At 42.3% G+C, this 18,643-nt stretch carries 16 protein-coding genes; 10 read left to right on the top strand and 6 right to left on the bottom strand.

Going from position 1 to position 18,643, the window contains the following annotated elements; translation table 11 throughout:
* Nucleotides 1-43 precede the first annotated feature (43 nt).
* The 4 genes from tsaB to MTF66_RS00165 form a co-directional block, all read right to left on the bottom strand.
* Nucleotides 44-736 carry a tRNA (adenosine(37)-N6)-threonylcarbamoyltransferase complex dimerization subunit type 1 TsaB gene (gene tsaB / locus MTF66_RS00180; RefSeq protein WP_248525831.1) on the bottom strand — a complete coding sequence of 231 codons (693 nt, stop codon included), beginning with the start codon at nucleotides 734-736 and terminating at the stop codon, nucleotides 44-46.
* Nucleotides 737-746: 10 nt separating this feature from the next.
* Complete coding sequence (locus MTF66_RS00175; RefSeq protein WP_054563876.1) at nucleotides 747-2,663, bottom strand: ATP-dependent DNA helicase; 1,917 nt, start codon at nucleotides 2,661-2,663, stop codon at nucleotides 747-749.
* A 104-nt stretch (nucleotides 2,664-2,767) separates the two neighbouring features.
* Nucleotides 2,768-4,630 carry a M28 family metallopeptidase gene (locus MTF66_RS00170; protein WP_248525830.1) on the bottom strand — a complete coding sequence of 621 codons (1,863 nt, stop codon included), beginning with the start codon at nucleotides 4,628-4,630 and terminating at the stop codon, nucleotides 2,768-2,770.
* A 69-nt stretch (nucleotides 4,631-4,699) separates the two neighbouring features.
* On the bottom strand, nucleotides 4,700-6,895 hold the full coding sequence (locus tag MTF66_RS00165) for a pre-peptidase C-terminal domain-containing protein (RefSeq protein WP_248525829.1): 2,196 nt from the start codon (nucleotides 6,893-6,895) through the stop codon (nucleotides 4,700-4,702).
* A 387-nt stretch (nucleotides 6,896-7,282) separates the two neighbouring features.
* Here MTF66_RS00165 and MTF66_RS00160 point away from each other — a divergent pair, with 387 nt between their 5' ends.
* Both MTF66_RS00160 and MTF66_RS00155 read left to right on the top strand, forming a co-directional pair.
* Nucleotides 7,283-8,362, top strand: a complete 1,080-nt coding sequence (locus MTF66_RS00160) for a mechanosensitive ion channel family protein (protein WP_248525828.1) — start codon at nucleotides 7,283-7,285, stop codon at nucleotides 8,360-8,362.
* 225 nt (nucleotides 8,363-8,587) lie between these two features.
* A complete protein-coding gene (locus MTF66_RS00155) occupies nucleotides 8,588-9,871 on the top strand; it encodes a sodium:proton antiporter (RefSeq protein ID WP_062565648.1) in 1,284 nt (427 codons plus the stop codon).
* Between the two features lie 28 nt (nucleotides 9,872-9,899).
* On the opposite strand, the gene MTF66_RS00150 is transcribed toward MTF66_RS00155, so the two are convergent.
* On the bottom strand, nucleotides 9,900-10,865 hold the full coding sequence (locus tag MTF66_RS00150; protein WP_248525827.1) for a sensor domain-containing diguanylate cyclase: 966 nt from the start codon (nucleotides 10,863-10,865) through the stop codon (nucleotides 9,900-9,902).
* Nucleotides 10,866-10,956: 91 nt separating this feature from the next.
* Nucleotides 10,957-11,190, bottom strand: coding sequence for a hypothetical protein (locus MTF66_RS00145; RefSeq protein ID WP_248525825.1), 234 nt, complete (start codon nucleotides 11,188-11,190; stop codon nucleotides 10,957-10,959).
* Nucleotides 11,191-11,546: 356 nt separating this feature from the next.
* Here MTF66_RS00145 and hisG point away from each other — a divergent pair, with 356 nt between their 5' ends.
* From hisG to hisIE, 8 genes are read left to right on the top strand one after another with little or no spacing between them, the layout of a single operon-like run.
* Nucleotides 11,547-12,446 carry an ATP phosphoribosyltransferase gene (gene hisG / locus MTF66_RS00140; protein ID WP_054563881.1) on the top strand — a complete coding sequence of 300 codons (900 nt, stop codon included), beginning with the start codon at nucleotides 11,547-11,549 and terminating at the stop codon, nucleotides 12,444-12,446.
* 6 nt (nucleotides 12,447-12,452) lie between these two features.
* Nucleotides 12,453-13,754, top strand: coding sequence for a histidinol dehydrogenase (hisD, locus tag MTF66_RS00135; protein ID WP_248525824.1), 1,302 nt, complete (start codon nucleotides 12,453-12,455; stop codon nucleotides 13,752-13,754).
* Nucleotides 13,744-14,841, top strand: coding sequence for a histidinol-phosphate transaminase (gene hisC, locus MTF66_RS00130; RefSeq protein ID WP_248525823.1), 1,098 nt, complete (start codon nucleotides 13,744-13,746; stop codon nucleotides 14,839-14,841). Before hisD ends, hisC begins: the two co-directional genes overlap by 11 nt.
* The gene (gene hisB / locus MTF66_RS00125; RefSeq protein ID WP_138625307.1) at nucleotides 14,838-15,899 is read left to right on the top strand and encodes a bifunctional histidinol-phosphatase/imidazoleglycerol-phosphate dehydratase HisB; all 1,062 of its coding nucleotides are present in this window, start codon (nucleotides 14,838-14,840) and stop codon (nucleotides 15,897-15,899) included. Before hisC ends, hisB begins: the two co-directional genes overlap by 4 nt.
* A complete protein-coding gene (hisH, locus tag MTF66_RS00120; RefSeq protein WP_248525822.1) occupies nucleotides 15,896-16,486 on the top strand; it encodes an imidazole glycerol phosphate synthase subunit HisH in 591 nt (196 codons plus the stop codon). The genes hisB and hisH overlap by 4 nt, the downstream gene beginning before the upstream one ends.
* 28 nt (nucleotides 16,487-16,514) lie before the next feature.
* Nucleotides 16,515-17,249 (top strand): 1-(5-phosphoribosyl)-5-[(5-phosphoribosylamino)methylideneamino] imidazole-4-carboxamide isomerase, encoded by a 735-nt coding sequence (locus tag MTF66_RS00115; RefSeq protein ID WP_248525821.1) that lies wholly within the window; start codon nucleotides 16,515-16,517, stop codon nucleotides 17,247-17,249.
* A complete protein-coding gene (hisF, locus tag MTF66_RS00110; protein ID WP_054552014.1) occupies nucleotides 17,231-18,010 on the top strand; it encodes an imidazole glycerol phosphate synthase subunit HisF in 780 nt (259 codons plus the stop codon). The genes MTF66_RS00115 and hisF overlap by 19 nt, the downstream gene beginning before the upstream one ends.
* Nucleotides 18,001-18,615 (top strand): bifunctional phosphoribosyl-AMP cyclohydrolase/phosphoribosyl-ATP diphosphatase HisIE, encoded by a 615-nt coding sequence (gene hisIE / locus MTF66_RS00105; protein ID WP_054552013.1) that lies wholly within the window; start codon nucleotides 18,001-18,003, stop codon nucleotides 18,613-18,615. The genes hisF and hisIE overlap by 10 nt, the downstream gene beginning before the upstream one ends.
* Nucleotides 18,616-18,643 lie beyond the last annotated feature (28 nt).

Genomic DNA, 18,643 nt, shown 5'->3' with positions numbered 1-18,643 from the left:
TGTGCCATAACTGACGGGCACGCAAGTCCCGTTATTCTTTCAGTTACTCTCGGCCTGGTAGCTTTTTCCAAGTCACTGTATCACGGACATATTTAGGCTGCGCATTAGCTGCAGTCACCGTTTCACCGTTAGCGAATGCAGTGGCAACCGAGGCCAGCATGTACTTCGCATCAGGTAGTAAAATGTTTTCATTTAAACTTACATTTGCTAGTTCTGTAACAAGTGCAGGATAGGTTTTCCAACCCGTACCCACCGCTGCCGCCGTTGCTTCAGGTAACGTTAGCAACTCAGGTTTAATGACTTGCTCTTCATCAACAAGCAGCATTAAGCCATTATCATCAGCTTTATAATGAGCGTAATAAATCTCACCCATACGTGCATCAATGGCAGAAAACACATCGCTAGCTTGGTCTTGTTCAAATGCTTGTTGCGCCATCATCTGCAATGTTGATACGCCAACCAAAGGTAAGCGTGCGGCATAAGCTAAACCTTGAGCAATCGCAACACTGATACGCACGCCCGTAAAGCTACCCGGTCCTTGACCAAAACCAATCACATCTAAATCAGTTAGTTTACATTGCGCTTTTGCGAGTAACTCATCAATTAAAGGCAAAATCTTTTGGCTGTGCTGCTGAGGGCACTCTTCAAAATGATGAAATGTTTGCCCTTGATAATGTAGCACCAGCGATAAAGCTTCAGTTGATGCATCTAAGGCAAGAATATTGTGTTTAATCATCTAAGTTACTCTAATTGATCTGTTCTAAAAACGCGTTTGCCATTGCTAAGTCGCGCGTGCGGCGCATAGGTGGCAAACTTTTTAAAAATACTTGGCCGTAATGGCGTGTTACTAGGCGGTTATCGCAAATAACCAACACACCTTTATCTTTACTATCGCGAATAAGTCGCCCTACCCCTTGCTTTAATGCAATGACCGCTTGAGGTAATTGAATATGTGCAAATGGGTCTTTGCCTTGTAACTGGCAATCTTGCATTTTAGCTTGTAATAATGGGTCATCAGGTGCGGCAAACGGCAATTTATCAATGATAACACAACTTAATGTGCTGCCTCTAACATCTACGCCTTCCCAAAATGAGGCTGTGCCGAGTAAAACGGCATTACCATGACGGGTAAACTTCTCAAGGATAATGCGCTTTGACATTTGTCCTTGCATATAAACCGGATAATCCATTTGCGTGGTTAAACCTTCAGCCACTAAGTGCATCATACGATAACTAGTAAAGAGCACGAAGCAGCGACCTTTTGCTGATTTAATCAACTCAAGGGTCAGCTTGATAATAGCATGAGGCATATTATTCGCATGAGACTCAGGTAAGTAGCGTGGCAAACAAAGTAGTGCTTGTTGTTGATAATCAAATGGACTTTCAACAATCATGCTTTGCGTTGGTTTTAAGCCAAGGCTAGCGTTAAAGTGTTCTAATTCGTTATCGACCGATAAAGTCGCCGATGTAAATACAAAACCTGCTCCTGTGTCTTTCATCATCTGAGCGAATTTAGCCGATACATTGAGCGGTGTAATGTTCACAGTTAGGTATCGGCGAGTGGTTTCGTACCAATAACTATAGCCCGTTTGGGCTGTATCAAATACCCGCTCTAACTGACCTTTAAAGGCCAGCGTACGCTCAAATGGATGCTCTATTTTTTCGCTGCGGTCTAAGCATAACTTTAATACTTGGTATAAAAAGTCGAGGTCGCTAATGACTCGGTGCAGTGCTGCACAAATATCTTTATCAGCCAGCTTTTCACGCCAATCACCACGGCTACCATCAACCCCAAACTGCAAGCGTAAATCTGCCACGCTGGTTTCTAACTTGTTGAGGGTTTTACCTAATTGCAGCATATCAGGGATATCGGCACGGTAAATTGCTCGTAAGTCATTAATTAAATCCACCAGCTTTTTGGTGCTGACACTTTCACCAAAATAGTCACTGGCAATTTCACTGAGCTGATGAGCCTCATCAAAAATATAGGCGTCTGCCGTAGGCATTAATTCAGCAAAGCCTGTGTCTTTTACAGCCATATCTGCAAAGAATAAATGATGGTTGATCACCACCACGTCAGCTTCCATGGCATTTAAGCGGGCTTTACGAATATAGCAATCTTGAAAATCGGGGCACTCTTTACCCAAACAGTTATCAGCGGTTGAGCTAACATAAGGCAGTACCTTAGCGTCTTCTTCTATGCCAATACAATCTGCTAAATCGCCTGAACGGGTTTCACTTGCAAACTTTGCCACCATCGCGAGTTGATGCATTACATCAGGATCATCTGTTGGTACATGCGCAACATGCTGACTTAAACGATACGTACACAAATAATTCGCGCGGCCTTTTAAAAGGGCGACTTTTTTAGTGGCGCTCAGTGCTTTGACTAAGTTGGGTAAATCACGGTGGAACAACTGCTCTTGTAGTGCTTTTGACCCCGTAGAGATGATGGTTTTGCCTTTTGATTTTAACGCAGGCGCTAAGTAAGCGTAGGTTTTACCCGTGCCTGTGCCCGCCTCAACCACTAATTGGTGACGTTTTTTTAAGGCATCGTCAACTGCAACAGCCATGTCAATTTGTGGCTGCCGAGGAGTATATCCATCAAGAGAAAGTGCAAGGGGGCCAGTGGCACTGAAAAGTTGTTTGATAAACTTCGCCAATAGATTAAAAGTAATGGGCAGATTTTACGTAACTGACTTGCCAAGGGCAAGACTAAATGAGGAAGCGTTGCTTCCTCATGGTTAAAAGTATGATTGCGTTTAAATCATTGTCCTTGAATCGTTAATGTCACGCCCGATGCAGCTCGGTAACCTTGTAAATCTATGTACCAAGTACCACCTTGTGGGTTATCAAATTGACAACTTTCTTCGTTACCATTTTTGTAGGGTCTACATAGATAATTTGAACTTGTTGACGCTGAGCCATAGTTAACATACAAATCTGCATCGCCACTACCGCCAGAAATAGTCACCGTTAAATTACTGAGGCCTGCGGGTATTTGTTGAGTAAAGCGCTGCCAACTTCCGGTAGCCACACTCACGTTTGTCTCAGTTCGGTCAACGTTTTCGCCGCCACCTGAGGTGCTATAACTTCCCGTGAGTGACACATTCGAAATCTCATTCCACGCTTCAACCATGACATGATACGTGCCAGTTTGAACTGACGACATCACACAGCTTTCATTACTTGTAGAGGTTGTGCTTTTACAATCAAAATCCTGTAAGGTCGGCTTACTGCCAAATTTAACGTATAAATCAGCATCGCCCGAGCCGCCCTCGGTTACAAACTCAAGGTTACTGCTCATTGCGGGTACATCAAGTGTAAAGAATAACTGATCTTTTGCTGCGCCCGACAAACCTGTTTTAGCTACGCCATTTTCAAGCTGATTAGTCGGCTCAGTTACCACATCACCAGCGTTCTTTGCCATTTCAGCAACATAGCTCACTGCCAATTTTGCAAATTTACTCGCGTGAGCCGCATCAAATTGGGCATCATTTGATGTGTGGATCAATGGGTTAATATCACTCATTGTTGATTCAAATGGCATTGAGGCGGCAAACCCTTGTTGATACCAAGAGGCATGATCTGAGCAGCCATAACCACATTGATCAAAGCCATAGCTCACTGTGGGCTGGTAAGCATCGAGCAACTGCGATAAATACTGATTTTGCGAAGAGTTTGTGTAATCGGTCATCATCACAATATCTGTGCTGCTGCCGTTATTGCCAGTCATATCAAACTGCACCATACCTACAACATTCTTACCCTGAGTTTTATAACTCTGAGCAATATCTTTTGAGCCCCTAAGGCCTACTTCTTCAGCGGCAAACCCCATAATTTGAATGGTTCGCTGAGGTTGGTAGTTATTTTCTACAATTGCTTTGAGGGTTTGTGTGAGCACTGCAATACCAGAGGCATTATCATCTGCACCAGGAGCACTACCATTACTTGGATTAGACTGATTGATTGAGTCTAAATGACCACCAATAACGACGATTTCATCTGCTTTTTCTGCACCAGGAATGGTCACAATAACTGATGATTGCGAAAAACTATGGTTAAAATACTCAACGCTTATATCACTGCGGCTACTGGCTATTTGCTGCCAATGGCTCTTTAACCAATCAGCTGCATCAACACCACTTTGCACTGAATAATATCGGTTATGAAAGTTCATCATGCTATTAACCGTATCGCTCAGCTCACTACTATCAATCGATGATATTAGCGCGTTAACTGTCGTGGCATTATCAATACTGTAGTTTACTAGGGTCGCATTCATAGCTGTCTGAGATACAGCATTTAATTGCTGAGTATAGAGCTCGGCATCTGCTAATGAGTCATGGGCTACAAAACCACCGCAGCGATGATAGTTATCGTGCATAAACTCACTTAAACCAGCGATATCCTGCTTGTTAACGCGCATAAAATTAACTTGATTCAAAGCCGATTTTTGCATCGCAAAATTGCTGTTTAATTTACGTTTACTCAGTGTATCTTGTTGAAAGTGCTCTGCAGCAAGGGCATCAATGGTGACCCAAATTGTTTCGTCTTGCGCTGCATAACTTAGTTGGCTCAGTGACAGTGTGGCAAAGCCCACTAAGCACTGTGTTAGGCGGGTTGTCATAATCAATCCTTTTATGATTTGCATTTTAATGAAAATAAAAAAGGGAGCCGAAGCTCCCTAAAAGGGTGGCTAGTTAGCCGAAATGGTGAGTGTTACACCACTTGCAGCGCGATAGCCGCGAAGGTCGATATACCAAGTACCCGCTTGTGGGTTTGTAAATGTGCAAGTTTCGCTATTGCCGTTTTTATAAGGACGGCAGTCATAGCTCGATGTTGTCGATTGAGAACCAAAGTTCACATACAAGTCAGCATCACCAGAGCCACCAGAAATAGTCACATCAAGTGATGAATAACCAGCATCTAGGTCTTGCGTGAAACGAGTCCAGCTATTTGTGCCAACACTTAAATTAGACTCAGTGCGGTTAATTGGTGTTACACCACCACCGCTGCCCGAATCAAAGCTACCAGTAAGTGATACACCTGAAATTTGATTCCACGCTTCTACCATTACGTAGTAAGTACCCGCTTGCACATTACTGATAGCGCAGCTTTCTGTGCTAGTAGATGAAGTGCTTTTACAATCAAAGTTGCTCAGTGTTGGTTTTGCGCCGTACATAACGTAAAGGTCTGCATCACCACTTCCACCAGTTGTATTGAATTGTAAATTCGTTGCACCTGCTGGTACTTCAAGAGTAAAGAACATTTGATCTTTAGCAGCACCACTGATCCCTGTGCGAGCAACGCCATTGGTTAGCTCTTCATCACCGCCCGGAGGTGGCTCAGTCGTGCCACAGCTACTACCCGCACTTAAGCTTGAAGTCACACCAACCGCCGCAAGAGCCGCTTGAACATCGGCTGGGTCATAGCTTAAATCACAGGCTGCATCCATCACGCCGTTACCTGCTAAATCCCAATTTGTGCTGGCAGTCCAGTAAAGTTGGTTAGCGCGCGCCATCACAACAAACGCCTTTTGCGTATCCCAACCAGGTGTGGTTGCAAGGTTATAAAATGCCTTGTTGAATACACCTGAGCTGTAGTGCACATCCATACCAGAGTAGTAATTGTTTTGATGGTCAATCGAGCTGCCATCTTGGGTTGGGTTATTCATGTAACGTAATGCACCGTTACCTTTGAAGATTTCCTGACCCACTAACCAGTCATTTGAGCCTTTCATGTAAAACTCGGCCGCTTCACCTGCCATATCAGAGAACGCTTCATTCAAACCACCTGATTTACCAGAATAAACGAGGCCTGAGTTTTGCTCGGTAAAACCATGGCTTACTTCATGCGCAGATACGTCAAGACTTACCAGTGGATAGAAGGTATTTTGACCATCACCAAAGGTCATAGCACTGCCATCCCAAAACGCATTTTCGTAATTACTGCCGTAATGAACGCGCATTTTTAATTGGAAAGTTAATGGTGCAGTGCCTACCCAATCGTTATACATATTAAAAATTACGTTACCGAAATAATGCGCATCATTTAAAGGCGAGTACGCACCGTTAATTTCTTTAAAGGTATTTTCAGGACATGTAAACGAATACGCTGTTGAACCACTTGTACTACCATTTAAGTTAATGGTTCTTACATTGGCGTTATTCATCGTACAAGTATTGCCAGATTGGGTAACATCTAGACTATCAAAGTCAGTACCGTAGATGTATTTACCGGTTTTTAAGTTACCACCAGGGCCTGTTGCACTAGCATGTTGTAAGTTATCGAAGCTAAATAAAACTTCACCGCTGTTGGCATCAATAATCTGATACGGACGAGATGGGTTATCGCCATAAGTCACATAAGATACCTCATACACTAGGTGTGCAACGCTGTCTTCATCAAGCCAAATTGCTAAACGTGACTGTTCATTATGCTTTTTTAACCCAACCGATTTAATTGCAGCAGGTGAATTAGCAAGGCCTTTTGCCATTGCTTTTTTCTTGTTAAGTGCCGGAGACACTGAATCTATGTCGGCGGCGATATCATACACCGCTGCACCATGTGCACGTTTTAATTGACCATTATCATCAAATGTAAGGCTAACCGTATCGCCGATAACTGGTAGACCTTGATACATTTGTTGATAACGACGCGTAGTGTTGCCGTTACTGGTTTTGATTTCTTTTAATACAACTAAATCATTCCCTGCACCTAAACCAACTAACTGATTTGGATTTGCACTCAATACTGATGACGCATTGGTTTGCAAAGCTTGGTTAATCCCTGTTTGTTCGTTTAGGTATTTCTTGTTCGCAGCTACTGCACTTGTTGCTTGAGTCAAAGCAAAAGCAGCAAGAGTTGCTAATGTGATTTTAGATAAATTCACGTTTACGCTCCGTTAGATTGTTATGTATTTAATATTTTCCTAGTAACCGGACTGCACTGTTCCCGATTAGTGACCAGCCTAGATTGAATGGAGCGAAATTGAAAATGAAACAAAAAATTTACAAATAAAGTATTAGCTCTAAATTAAAAGTCCATAATTAACAGTAGGATAATAAATTTTAAGTTTATCAATTGTTAACAAATCAAATGAGGGTGTAAATTTATTGATACAAAATAATAACATTTATTAAACATTTGTACCTTTTATTTGTTTTTATTTTGCTCACCTCATTATTTGTGATTCACAGCCAAAAGGCTTAGGTATCCATAAAAAGTATGGGTACATAACTTGCAGCAATGCCAAGTATCTGGGGTTTAAGGACTAAGCATGATTACTGATCTGATACAAAACGAATGGCTAAATGAGCCATGGCTGGTCGTCATTGGTGGTACTGTATTAGCTGCCACAGCCCTGTTTTTATTAAAGTTTGTAATCATCTATTGCTTAAGGAAATGGACCCAACGAACCGACTTTGTTTTCGACTCATTACTGGTTGACTCACTCTCTACACCATTGACCTTGTGCACAATGATGGTGCTTGTGATCATTTTTGGTCAGTTATTAAACATCACCGGCTTTATGTCTGAGCACCCCTTACCTATTGCGGCCACCGCTAAAGCCATTTGTATTTTTGCCTTAGTGTTATTTTTAGACCATTTTTTATTTGGCACCGTTGATTATTACAGCGCCCGCTCAGTAGTGGTTTCGAATAGTCATAGCATCATTAAAGGCTTGATCCGCTGTGCAATTGTGTGTGTTGGCTTATTGGTGTTATTAGGCACGTTGGGTATATCAATCACTCCGATTATTGCCTCTTTGGGCATTACCTCTCTTGCCGTCGCTTTGGCTTTACAACCGACACTCGAAAACTTCTTTTCTGGCGTTCAGTTGGTGATTGATAAACCTATTCGGGTCGGCGACTTTATAGAGCTTGAAAGTGGCGACCAAGGCTTTGTTGAGAAAATTGGTTGGCGCTCAACCTGGGTAAAAATGTTGCCAAATAACATGATAGTCATCCCCAATAGTCAGCTGTCTAAATCGCGCATCATTAACTACTTTTATCCCGAAAAAGAGCTCAGCGTTCCCGTTGAGGTGGGTGTTCATTATGGCTCCGACCTTGAAAAAGTTGAGCAGGTTACATTGGATGTTGCTAGGCAGATATTAAAAAGCCATGAATGGGGCGTCGATGATTACGAAACCTTTGTGGTTTTTCATACTTTTGATCAATCAAGCATCAATTTTACGGTGATGTTAAGAGCAAAAGAGTACTTTAATCGCTTTTGGGTAAAATCAGCTTTTATTAAAGCATTACACCAACGTTACGCAGAAGAAGGAATTGTTATTCCTTACCCAATCAGAGCTATTAATACCAGCCAAGAATCAGCCCAGTTTAAACAGGCTGATTGACCTAACTGAACTTATCATAATTGCGCTTTTGTCAGGTTTATTTTGTCTCTTTTGAGACATTATTAACAGCGATTATACATATGCAATCAGCGCCTTGAATTTTTACTCTAAAATGTCATGAAAATCGCATAAACACTGTGACATACCTATTTTAGAGGCGTACTATATGCGGCCAGAAAGTGACTGCTTTCTGCGTCTTGTTATAAAAATATTTAAGGTCAAACAATGAATGCTTGGTACCTCATTTGTTTTCTTTCAGCATTAGCTATTTTTATTGCTTTTGCTAACCAATTCATCCTCAAAATGCAAACCACAATTGCTATAACAACTGGCTCTGTTGTTATTTCTTTGCTGCTTATTCTTGCCGTTAAAATGCTTGGCGATACTACCGCCCTCGAAATGACCCAAATTGTCTCTAGTATCAACTTTAATCAGTTGCTATTAAAAGGTATGCTCGGCTTTTTGCTATTCGCAGGTGCGCTGGAAATCAACTTAGCAGCCCTTCGTAAGCAACGGTGGGAAATTACCGCATTAGTGTTATTTTCAACCATTACCTCAACGGTTATCGTTGGTTACTTAAGCTATTATTTGTTTGCTTTTGTTGGTTGGCCAGTACCGTTTATTTACTGCTTGCTTTTTGGTGCTTTAATCAGCCCAACCGATCCGATTGCAGTGTTAGCCATTATTAAACAAATGCGAGCCCCAGAAGGTATTTCTGTGCAAGTTGAAGGTGAGTCTTTGTTTAATGATGGTATTGGTTTGGTGATTTTCACAACGATATTTTCAGTGGCCTTTTATGGCACCGAAGCGACCTTTACTGACGTTGCTGAATTGTTCTTGGTTGATGCAATTGGCGGTATTGTGTTTGGTCTAGTGATTGCACTAGTCGGGCATTTTTTAATTATTAATAGCCGCGATGTGAACATTCGTTTACTACTAACCCTGACCATTCCAACAGCCGGCTTTGCAGCAGCGAATATTTGGGAAATCTCAGGTGCGCTTGCTATGGTCACCAGTGGTATTTTACTAGGCAATATTACTCGTTCAAAAGCAACAGAACGTACAGGCCCTGAAGATACTCGCTACGTAAAAGACTTTTGGCATGCCACCGATAGCTTTTTAAATGCATTGCTGTTTTTGATCATCGGTATGCTAATTGTCACTATGCCTATTACCCTAGAAGAAATTGGTTTAGGTTTACTGATGGTACCTGTGGTGTTACTAGCTCGTTTTATAAGTGTAGGTGCACCATTTGTGTTCTTTAAAAAGTATCGCCAATACGATAAGCACTCGGTGAAAATACTCACTTGGGGTGGCTTACGGGGTGGTTTAGCGCTGGCAATGGCGGCTGCTATCCCACGCGATCAAGTAATGATTGCAGGCTCAGATCTTCACAACTTAATTGTAATTGTGACCTACGTAGTAGTGATCTTTTCGATTATCGTGCAAGGTTTAACAATTTCTCCGCTGATCCAAAGTAGTATTCAATCAGCAGAAGCGAAAAATTAAGCACTGTTTTTTTACTTTAAAGGCTCGTTTATCGAGCCTTTTTTTGTGCTTTTTCTGCATACATTCGACTATCTGCAACAGACAGCAATTTAGTCAGCGAGCAAGGCTGCTGATCAGAAAAATCAGCAATGCCATAAGAGAAACTAAGTTCAATTTGATTATTAAAGCTATTAGGTAAGTGACTGAATGATAATAATAAGCGCTGCATTATGGTATCGCAATCACTGGTATTTAAATCTGTAAATAAAATTACAAACTCATCACCGCCCAAACGTGCAAATAAATCCGCTTTGCGACAACAGTTCTCTAGTAATCCTGCAAAATCTTTCAGTACTCTATCCCCGGCAGCATGACCAAATTTATCGTTAATTGCTTTAAAATTATCTAAATCAATAAACACTAATTTAGCTTTTAAGTGCTGGCGAATACATAAATCAAGGTAATGCTCTGCAGTGCCAATAAAGCCGCGACGATTAGGCAATAAGGTAAGCTCATCGGTAGTGGCTAACTGCATAATTGCAAGCTCTCGCTCGACGATTGCAGCAAAGTCTATTAGCGCTTTAGTTTCTTGTTTGCTAAAACTGCGTGGTTGATGATCGATAAGGCACAAAGTACCAATTCTATTTCCTGATTTAAGTGTAATTGGGCAGCCCGCATAAAAGCGAATATTTGGGTCACCCATTACCAGTGGGTTATCTTCAAAACGCTTATCGTTTAAGGCATTTTCAACTACTAGCGGGTCTTTGTATAAAATTGCATGGGCGCAAAATGAAATATCTCTTGCGGTCTCTGTCACATCTAGCCCCACACATGACTTAAACCACTGTCTATGCTCGTCAATTAAGCTAATAACACAAATGGGTACAGAGAAAAATTGTTGGGCAAGGCGAGTGATTCGGTCAAAGGCAGGCTCACTTTGAGAGTCTAAAACATTCAACGAACGAAGCTCTTCAAGTCTAGCTTGCTCGTTTAATGGTAATAAAGGTCGTTCCATTGAATTGCCTTGTAAGTAACAACACAAGTGTCTCTTAACGTTAGCAGAAAAAACCACTCAGTTGCATAAATACAAATTCTTATATGGAGTATTAAGCCCATGTATCTAGGTGTTTATTACCCTCTTCATCTTCTTCAATTGCATTTTTACTGTTTTTATCGCCATTTTCAGCGGCTTTTTTGCGGCGCTCTATTTCACGCTTTTGACGCTTTTCGAGCTCAATTCGCTGCACGTTTGCGTCTTTTAAACCCGCAATATGAAACGCACCTTTACTCTCCACCTGTAAACGCGTTATTCGACCTAAAAAGGGGATCATGATATCCATTTGCACCTCCTACTGTACCTACTATCCAACCATTATATATCGGCAGTTATAAGATATACTTTAATTTCGCAAAAAAATGCTTGCCAAAGATTAGCAAAGCATGTTTATCTATATACGTAACTTATTTAAACAGATATACGCACTGGTTTACACAAACGAGTTCAATACAGGAAAAATTATGCGCTTCAATCTGACAACTATCCATCATCACCATCATTCACCGGAATAGCCTGTCAGGTTTTTCGCTGAGAGGTTATTCCTAAAAGGAACCTCTGGCGAGTAATCAACCAAATTATTTATTTTCGCCCTGAGGTTCCCTCGGGGTTTTTAGTTTTTGAATTAAAGGAAAATGAATAATGAGCAATACCAACCGTTTACGAATCGCCATCCAAAAAGGCGGCCGCTTATCAAAAGACTGCCAAGAGTTACTAAAGCAACTTGGTGTTAAATTAAATCTTCGTGAACAACGTTTAATCGCACACTCTACCAACATGCCAATTGACGTACTACGCGTGCGCGATGACGATATTCCGGGCCTAGTAATGGACGGTGTGTGTGACCTAGGTATCGTTGGTGAAAACGTACTTGTTGAAGTTCAAGCCGAACGCGAACGCCAAGGCGTGGCATTCGAGGTAAATAAACTTTCTAAGCTTGATTTTGGTTACTGCCGCCTTGCACTTGCATGGCCACAAGAACTTGGTCCACAAGATAAAAGCTGGTTTGAAGGTAAACGCATTGCCACTACCTACCCAGAAATCTTAAGCCAATACCTAAAACGCGAAGGCATCAATGCAAGCACAGTGATGTTAACGGGCTCTGTTGAAGTTGCACCGCGTGCTGGTTTAGCTGATGCAATTTGTGACCTAGTGTCTACTGGCGCAACCTTAGAAGCTAATGGCTTAATGCAAGGCGACACCATCTTAGAATCAAATGCATGTTTAATTCAAAACAAAGACCTTACTGATCAAAGCAAACTTGATTTAATCAACACGTTAATGCCGCGTTTACGTGGTGTGCGCCAAGCAAAAGAAAGTAAATACATCATGCTACACGCACCAAAAGCAAAGCTTGATGAAGTATGCGACTTACTACCAGGCACAGGCCAACCGACTTTACTATCGCTTGCTGGTAGCGACGATTATGTAGCACTACACATGGTTAGCAGCGAAACCCTTTTCTGGGAAACAATGGAACAGTTAAAAGCACTGGGTGCCAACTCAATTCTTGTTATGCCAATTGAAAAAATGATGGAGTAATTATCCATGTTTCGCTGGAATGAGGAAAATCAACAAGCACAGCAGGCGGTTCTTACCCGCCCTGCTGTTACTGCAAGTAAAGAGGTTGAAGCAATTTGCATCGACATCTTAAATGCAGTTAAAACTGAGGGTGACGCAGCGTTATTAAAAATGGCAAAAGAGTTTGATAAGCGCGAAACACCTCGCTTATTAGTGCCAATTGAAGAAATAAACCAAGCTGAGCAGTTATTATCAAACGAGTTAAAAGCCGCCATCGAAACGGCCTATGCCAATGTAAAACGCTTTCACCAAGCACAGTTACCTAAAGACATTAAGTTAACAACGCAACCTGGCGTATTGTGTGAACTTAAATATCAAGCCATTGAAGCGGTAGGTATTTACGTGCCAGGTGGCAGTGCGCCACTGCCATCGTCAGTGATTATGCAAGGGGTTCTTGCACAGTTAAGTGGTGCACAAACTGTGGTGCTTACTACACCTGTAAAAGCCGACGAAACTATCAACCCAGCCATTTTATATGCAGCAAAACTATGTGGTATTAAAACCATTGTAGAAAGTGGCGGCGCCGGAGCAATTGCAGCAATGGCATACGGCACAGAGTCAGTGCCTAAAGTGAACAAGATTTTTGGCCCGGGAAATAGCTTTGTCACCATGGCAAAACAACTTGTTGCGCAAACCATTCCAGGTATGGCGATTGATATGCCAGCAGGCCCTTCTGAAGTGTTAGTGATTGCTGATGAACGTGCAAACCCAGAGTTTATTGCGGCAGATTTATTGTCGCAAGCAGAGCACGGTGCTGATTCGCAAGTTATTTTACTATGTAACAGCGAGCGCATCATTGAAAAAACACAGCAAGCATTAACAGAGCAGCTAGCAAAGTTGAGTCGTAAAGACACTGCCGAGCAAGCCCTTGCTAATTCAAGCTTGATTTTAGTGGACTCGGTTAAGCAAGCCTTTGCGGTATCTGCTGAATATGGTCCTGAGCACCTTATTTTACAACTTGCTGATGCGCAGCCTTATTTAAGCTTAGTGAAAAATGCCGGCTCAGTATTTGTAGGTGATTACACCCCGGAGTCTGCCGGTGACTATGCGTCTGGCACGAACCACGTACTACCAACGTATGGTTACAGTGCGACCTATTCGAGCTTAAACTTACTAGACTTCTTTAGAACTTACACAGTGCAAACCATCAGTAAAAATGGCTTACGTGAATTATCTAAAGCAATTTTACCTTTGGCTGCAGCAGAGGGGCTTGATGCTCACGCTAACGCTGTTTCGATTCGTCTTGAGGCTATGAACAATGAGCGATAATTCAAAAATAACAACACTGTTGCCAGATAACATTGCAGCGCTTACAGCCTACAGTTCGGCGAAAAGTGAAAAGCTGACAGGCACAACATGGTTAAATGCCAACGAAAGCCCGTATTCACGTACGCCAAATATCAATTTAGCTGATTTAAATCGCTACCCAGATCCACAGCCTCAGCAAGTGATTAATCGTTACGCTTGCTATGCTAACCTAGAGCCTGAGCAAGTACTGATGACTCGTGGCGCTGATGAAGGAATCGAACTATTAGTACGTACTTTTTGTAGCCCCGCTAAAGATAGCATTGCACTCTTTTTGCCAACTTACGGCATGTACAAAGTCACAGCTGATACCCACAACATCGCGATTAACGGTTTAACTCAAGAGCTGTTATTAAAAGGCACGGTTGATGAGATTGTAACTGCGGTTGCTAATTCAAAGCTGGTGTTTATTTGTAATCCAAATAACCCTACCGGCAGCATGACAAGCCTAGACAAAATCAGAAAAATCACCCAACAACTTGCGGGTAAAGCGATTGTAGTGGTGGATGAAGCTTATATAGAATTTTGCCCAGAACAAACAGCGGCAAGCCTAATAAACGAGTTTAGTAACCTTGTGGTACTAAGGACTTTATCAAAAGCATTTGCACTAGCGGGTTTAAGAACAGGCTTCACATTAGCCAACAGCGAGCTACTTGCGCCTATTCGTAAAGTGATTGCGCCTTACCCTGTATCAACAGTGGTAGCGAGCATTGCAGCAGACGCATTAAGTAGTGACAACATCGCTTCAATGCGCCGTCAGGTGACAATTCTAAATAGCTTAAAAAGCAAACTAAAAAATTGGCTTGAGCAATCACCTGCTGTTATCAAAGTGCTGAGCGGTGAAGGTAACTTTGTCACTTTAAAATTAAAAGACAAACAATCCTTTAATATCGCACTTGAGCAAGGACTCGTAATGCGTGCCTTCACCTTATATGGCGAAGATGATTGGTTACGAATTTCTATCGGTAACGAGCAAGAACTAGAACAAGTAAAAGTTTGGTTAGATGGCTTATCACTGACCAGTAAAACAGTAGAACAGGAATTATCATGAGCAACCCGTATTTATTTATTGACCGCGATGGCACGATTATCGAAGAGCCTATCACCGACAAACAGGTTGATAGCCTAGAAAAATTAGTGTTTTTGCCAAATGTGATCCCTGCTCTATTACAACTTCAAGCGGCAGGTTACCGCCTTGTTATGGTATCTAATCAAGATGGTTTAGGCACTGATAGCTTCCCAACGGCTGATTTTGATATTGCTCAAGACAAGATGATGGATATCTTAAATAGCCAAGGGATTAAATTTGATGAAGTTCTGATCTGCCCTCACTTTGATGAGCAAAATTGTGACTGCCGTAAACCAAAAACTGGCTTACTTACTGAGCTAATGCGCTCGGGTAAAGTCGATTTAGCACGCTCATTTGTGATTGGTGACCGCCAAACTGATATTGGACTTGCCAATAACTTATGTTGTGAAGGCATTTTGTACGACGGCAGTTGGGATACCATTGTCACTAAGCTGACAACCGCGAACCGTGAAGGCCGTGTCACTCGCAACACCAAAGAAACACAAATCGATGTGCAAGTTAATTTAGACCAAACAAAAAATGGCGAAATTAGCACTGGCCTTGGCTTTTTCGATCACATGCTTGACCAAATTCGCACACACGCCAATATCGGACTTAATATTCAAGCCACTGGCGACTTACACATTGATGAGCACCACCTAGTTGAAGATATCGGCATTGCACTTGGCCTTGCCCTTAAACAAGCGCTAGGTACAAAAACGCAAATTGGTCGTTATGGCTTTGCACTCCCTATGGATGAATGCAAAGCAGAAGCGCAAATTGACTTATCGGGCCGTGCCTCGTTTGTATTAAATGCTGATTTTAGCCGTGAAAAAGTCGGCGACTTAGACGTACAAATGGTTGAGCACTTCTTTAAAAGCTTAAGTGATAATGCCGCCATGAGCCTTATTTTGTCGGTTAGCGATGGTAATTGTCATCACCAAGTTGAAGGTCTATTTAAAGCGTTTGCAAGAGCACTTCGCGCTGCGATTGCAAAAGATGCTTCACAACAAACAGCAAGCTCTAAGGGGTGTTTATGATTGCCATAATTAATACCGGTTGTGCCAACATTAACTCTGTTCGTTTTGCCTTTGAACGCTTAGGTAAAAATCCTGAGGTGATCACCTCACCTGAGCAACTAAAAGGCTTTGAACGTGCTATTTTACCAGGCGTAGGCCATGCTTCTGTTGCCATGAAACGCTTAAAGGACGGTGGTTGGCAGCAAGCAATTGATGAATATCAGCGCCCGTTAATGGGCATTTGTTTAGGCATGCAATTACTTTGCGACAGCACTGAAGAAGGCAACGTTGATTGCCTTGGCAAAATTCCAGGTATTGTTAAGCACTTAGATGTAGGTGAATTAACTTCACCGCACATGGGCTGGAACGACCTAAGCGTATTAAAAGAGCATGCCCTCACCAAAGGGTTATCGGCGCAAGATCAAGTGTACTTTGTGCATAGTTTTGCTCACACAGTAAACGAGGCCACCCTAGTTAGTGGTGAATACGGGCAAGCTTTTTCAGCGATAGTTGCTAAAGATAACTACGCAGGCATGCAGTTTCACCCAGAGCGAAGCGCCAAAGTAGGCACCCGACTTTTACAAAATTTTTTAGATTGGCAGCTGTAAGCGCAGCAAAAAAATAAGAGAAATAAACGTGATTATTCCAGCACTCGATGTATTACAAAACCAAATTGTGCGCTTATACCAAGGTAAGTATGATACCGCACAATTTTACCCTTACGAACTTGGCGCACGCTTACAAGAGTATGCAAATAGCGGCGCAGGTAAGCTGCACCTGGTTGATTTAGAAGGCGCGCGCGATCCAAATAAAAAACAGTGGCAGCACATTCAAGCTGCAACTAAAGCGCTTAATGTTCCTTATCAAGTGGGCGGTGGTATTCGCTCTGAGCAAGATGTTGCCGACTGGCTTGAAGCCGGTGCTAACCAAGTCGTGATTGGCTCAATGGCCGTTGAAAAGCGTGAGCAAGTAAAGGCTTGGATTGAAAAGTTTGGCAGTAAACACTTTGTTATCGCACTAGATGTAAATAAAACTGATAACGGCTGGGCACCAGCAACACATGGTTGGTTAAGTGAATCTGAGTTTGGCTTGTTCGAACTTGTTGATTTTTACGTGGCACTTGGTGTGGTTGATTTTCTGTGTACTGACATCAGTAAAGACGGCACCATGACCGGCCCTTCGTTTGCACTTTATGAAGATTTAACCAACCACAACAGCGAGATTAAAGTTCAAGCATCAGGCGGTGTAAGCTCACTGGATGATATTGCAAAGCTGAAAAAACTGGGTGTTGGCGGTGTTATTTTAGGTAAATCATTGCTCGATGGTGCCTTTAATGTTGAGGAGGCGTTAGCATGTTATCAAAACGCATAATCCCTTGTTTAGATGTAAAAGACGGCCAAGTCGTTAAAGGTGTTAAATTTAAAGGCCATGAAGTGGTTGGTGATATTTTAACGCTTGCCAAAGCTTACAGCGATGCCGGTGCGGATGAACTGGTATTTTATGAAATCAGTGCCAGCGTCGAAAAACGCCTACTCGATGTCAATTGGGTAGAGAACATTGCGCGCCACATTGATATTCCATTTTGTGTGGCGGGCGGCATTAAGTCTGTTGCTGATGCAGCACGTGTTTTAGAACGTGGCGCAGATAAAATCAGTATTAACAGCCCTGCAATTGCTCGCCCAGAGCTTATCAAAGAATTACACGATGAGTTTGGTAAACAATGTGTGGTCGTAGGTATTGATAGCTTTTATGATGAAAACACTGGCGAGTATTTAGTGTACCAGCTGACTGGCGACCCAAATGCATCAAGCCGTACTCGCTATAAAACCGAAGAATGGGTTAAGCGCGTGCAAGACCTAGGCGCTGGTGAAATTGTACTCAACTGCATGAATCAAGACGGCGTGCGTAAAGGCTACGACAATGTTCAGCTATCAAAAATGCGTGCACTGTGCGATATTCCACTAATTGCATCGGGCGGCGCAGGTACGATGCAAGACTTTGTTGATGTGTTTCAACAAAGCCAAGTTGATGGCGCGCTCGCTGCCAGCGTATTTCACAAGAACGTCATTGATATTGGCGAACTAAAACAATTTTTAACTGATAATAATGTAGCGGCAAGACTATGCAATTAACCAAAGACACTCTTTCTCAAGTCGATTTTGCCAAAAGCGAATTGATCCCAGCTATTGTGCAAGATGCACGCTCTGGTGTCATTTTAATGCAAGGCTTTATGAATCAAGACGCATTAGCTGCCACTTTCGACAAACAAAAAGTAACCTTTTACTCGCGCTCTAAAGAGCGTTTATGGACCAAAGGCGAAACATCAGAAAACTACCTTGAAGTAGTCTCAGTACACACCGACTGCGATTACGACTCACTATTAGTGCTAGCGAACCCACTTGGGCCAACATGCCACCTTGGTACACAAAGCTGCTTCGGCGATGATGCTAAACCTAGCTTGTCGTTTTTAGCTGAGCTTGAACAAGTGATTGTCTCGCGTAAAGACGATGATCCAAGTAAAAGCTACACAGCGTCTTTGTTTGCAAAAGACTTAAGCCGTAGTTGCCAAAAAGTGGGTGAAGAAGGCGTTGAAGTTGCCCTTGCAGCTATGAAACATGATAACGATGAATTAACCAATGAATCGGCAGACTTACTGTATCACTTAACTGTGTTATTACAGCGCCAAGGCCTATCATTGGCTGATGTGGTGAGCTGTTTACAAGGCCGCCATAAGTAATAATTATAGAGTGTGGTATCTCAATACC

This window comes from Pseudoalteromonas sp. 2CM39R (assembly GCF_023161845.1).
This window is presented reverse-complemented; position numbering and strand designations above follow the sequence as displayed.

Bases quoted from the DNA above. Each gene is read 5' to 3' on its own strand.
- tsaB (WP_248525831.1), bottom strand. From the start codon at position 736: ATGATTAAACACAATATTCTTGCCTTAGATGCATCAACTGAAGCTTTA.
- MTF66_RS00170 (WP_248525830.1), bottom strand. From the start codon at position 4,630: ATGACAACCCGCCTAACACAGTGCTTAGTGGGCTTTGCCACACTGTCA.
- MTF66_RS00160 (WP_248525828.1), top strand. From the start codon at position 7,283: ATGATTACTGATCTGATACAAAACGAATGGCTAAATGAGCCATGGCTG.
- MTF66_RS00155 (WP_062565648.1), top strand. From the start codon at position 8,588: ATGAATGCTTGGTACCTCATTTGTTTTCTTTCAGCATTAGCTATTTTT.
- MTF66_RS00150 (WP_248525827.1), bottom strand. From the start codon at position 10,865: ATGGAACGACCTTTATTACCATTAAACGAGCAAGCTAGACTTGAAGAG.
- MTF66_RS00145 (WP_248525825.1), bottom strand. From the start codon at position 11,190: ATGGATATCATGATCCCCTTTTTAGGTCGAATAACGCGTTTACAGGTG.
- hisG (WP_054563881.1), top strand. From the start codon at position 11,547: ATGAGCAATACCAACCGTTTACGAATCGCCATCCAAAAAGGCGGCCGC.
- hisD (WP_248525824.1), top strand. From the start codon at position 12,453: ATGTTTCGCTGGAATGAGGAAAATCAACAAGCACAGCAGGCGGTTCTT.
- hisC (WP_248525823.1), top strand. From the start codon at position 13,744: ATGAGCGATAATTCAAAAATAACAACACTGTTGCCAGATAACATTGCA.
- hisB (WP_138625307.1), top strand. From the start codon at position 14,838: ATGAGCAACCCGTATTTATTTATTGACCGCGATGGCACGATTATCGAA.
- hisH (WP_248525822.1), top strand. From the start codon at position 15,896: ATGATTGCCATAATTAATACCGGTTGTGCCAACATTAACTCTGTTCGT.
- hisF (WP_054552014.1), top strand. From the start codon at position 17,231: ATGTTATCAAAACGCATAATCCCTTGTTTAGATGTAAAAGACGGCCAA.
- hisIE (WP_054552013.1), top strand. From the start codon at position 18,001: ATGCAATTAACCAAAGACACTCTTTCTCAAGTCGATTTTGCCAAAAGC.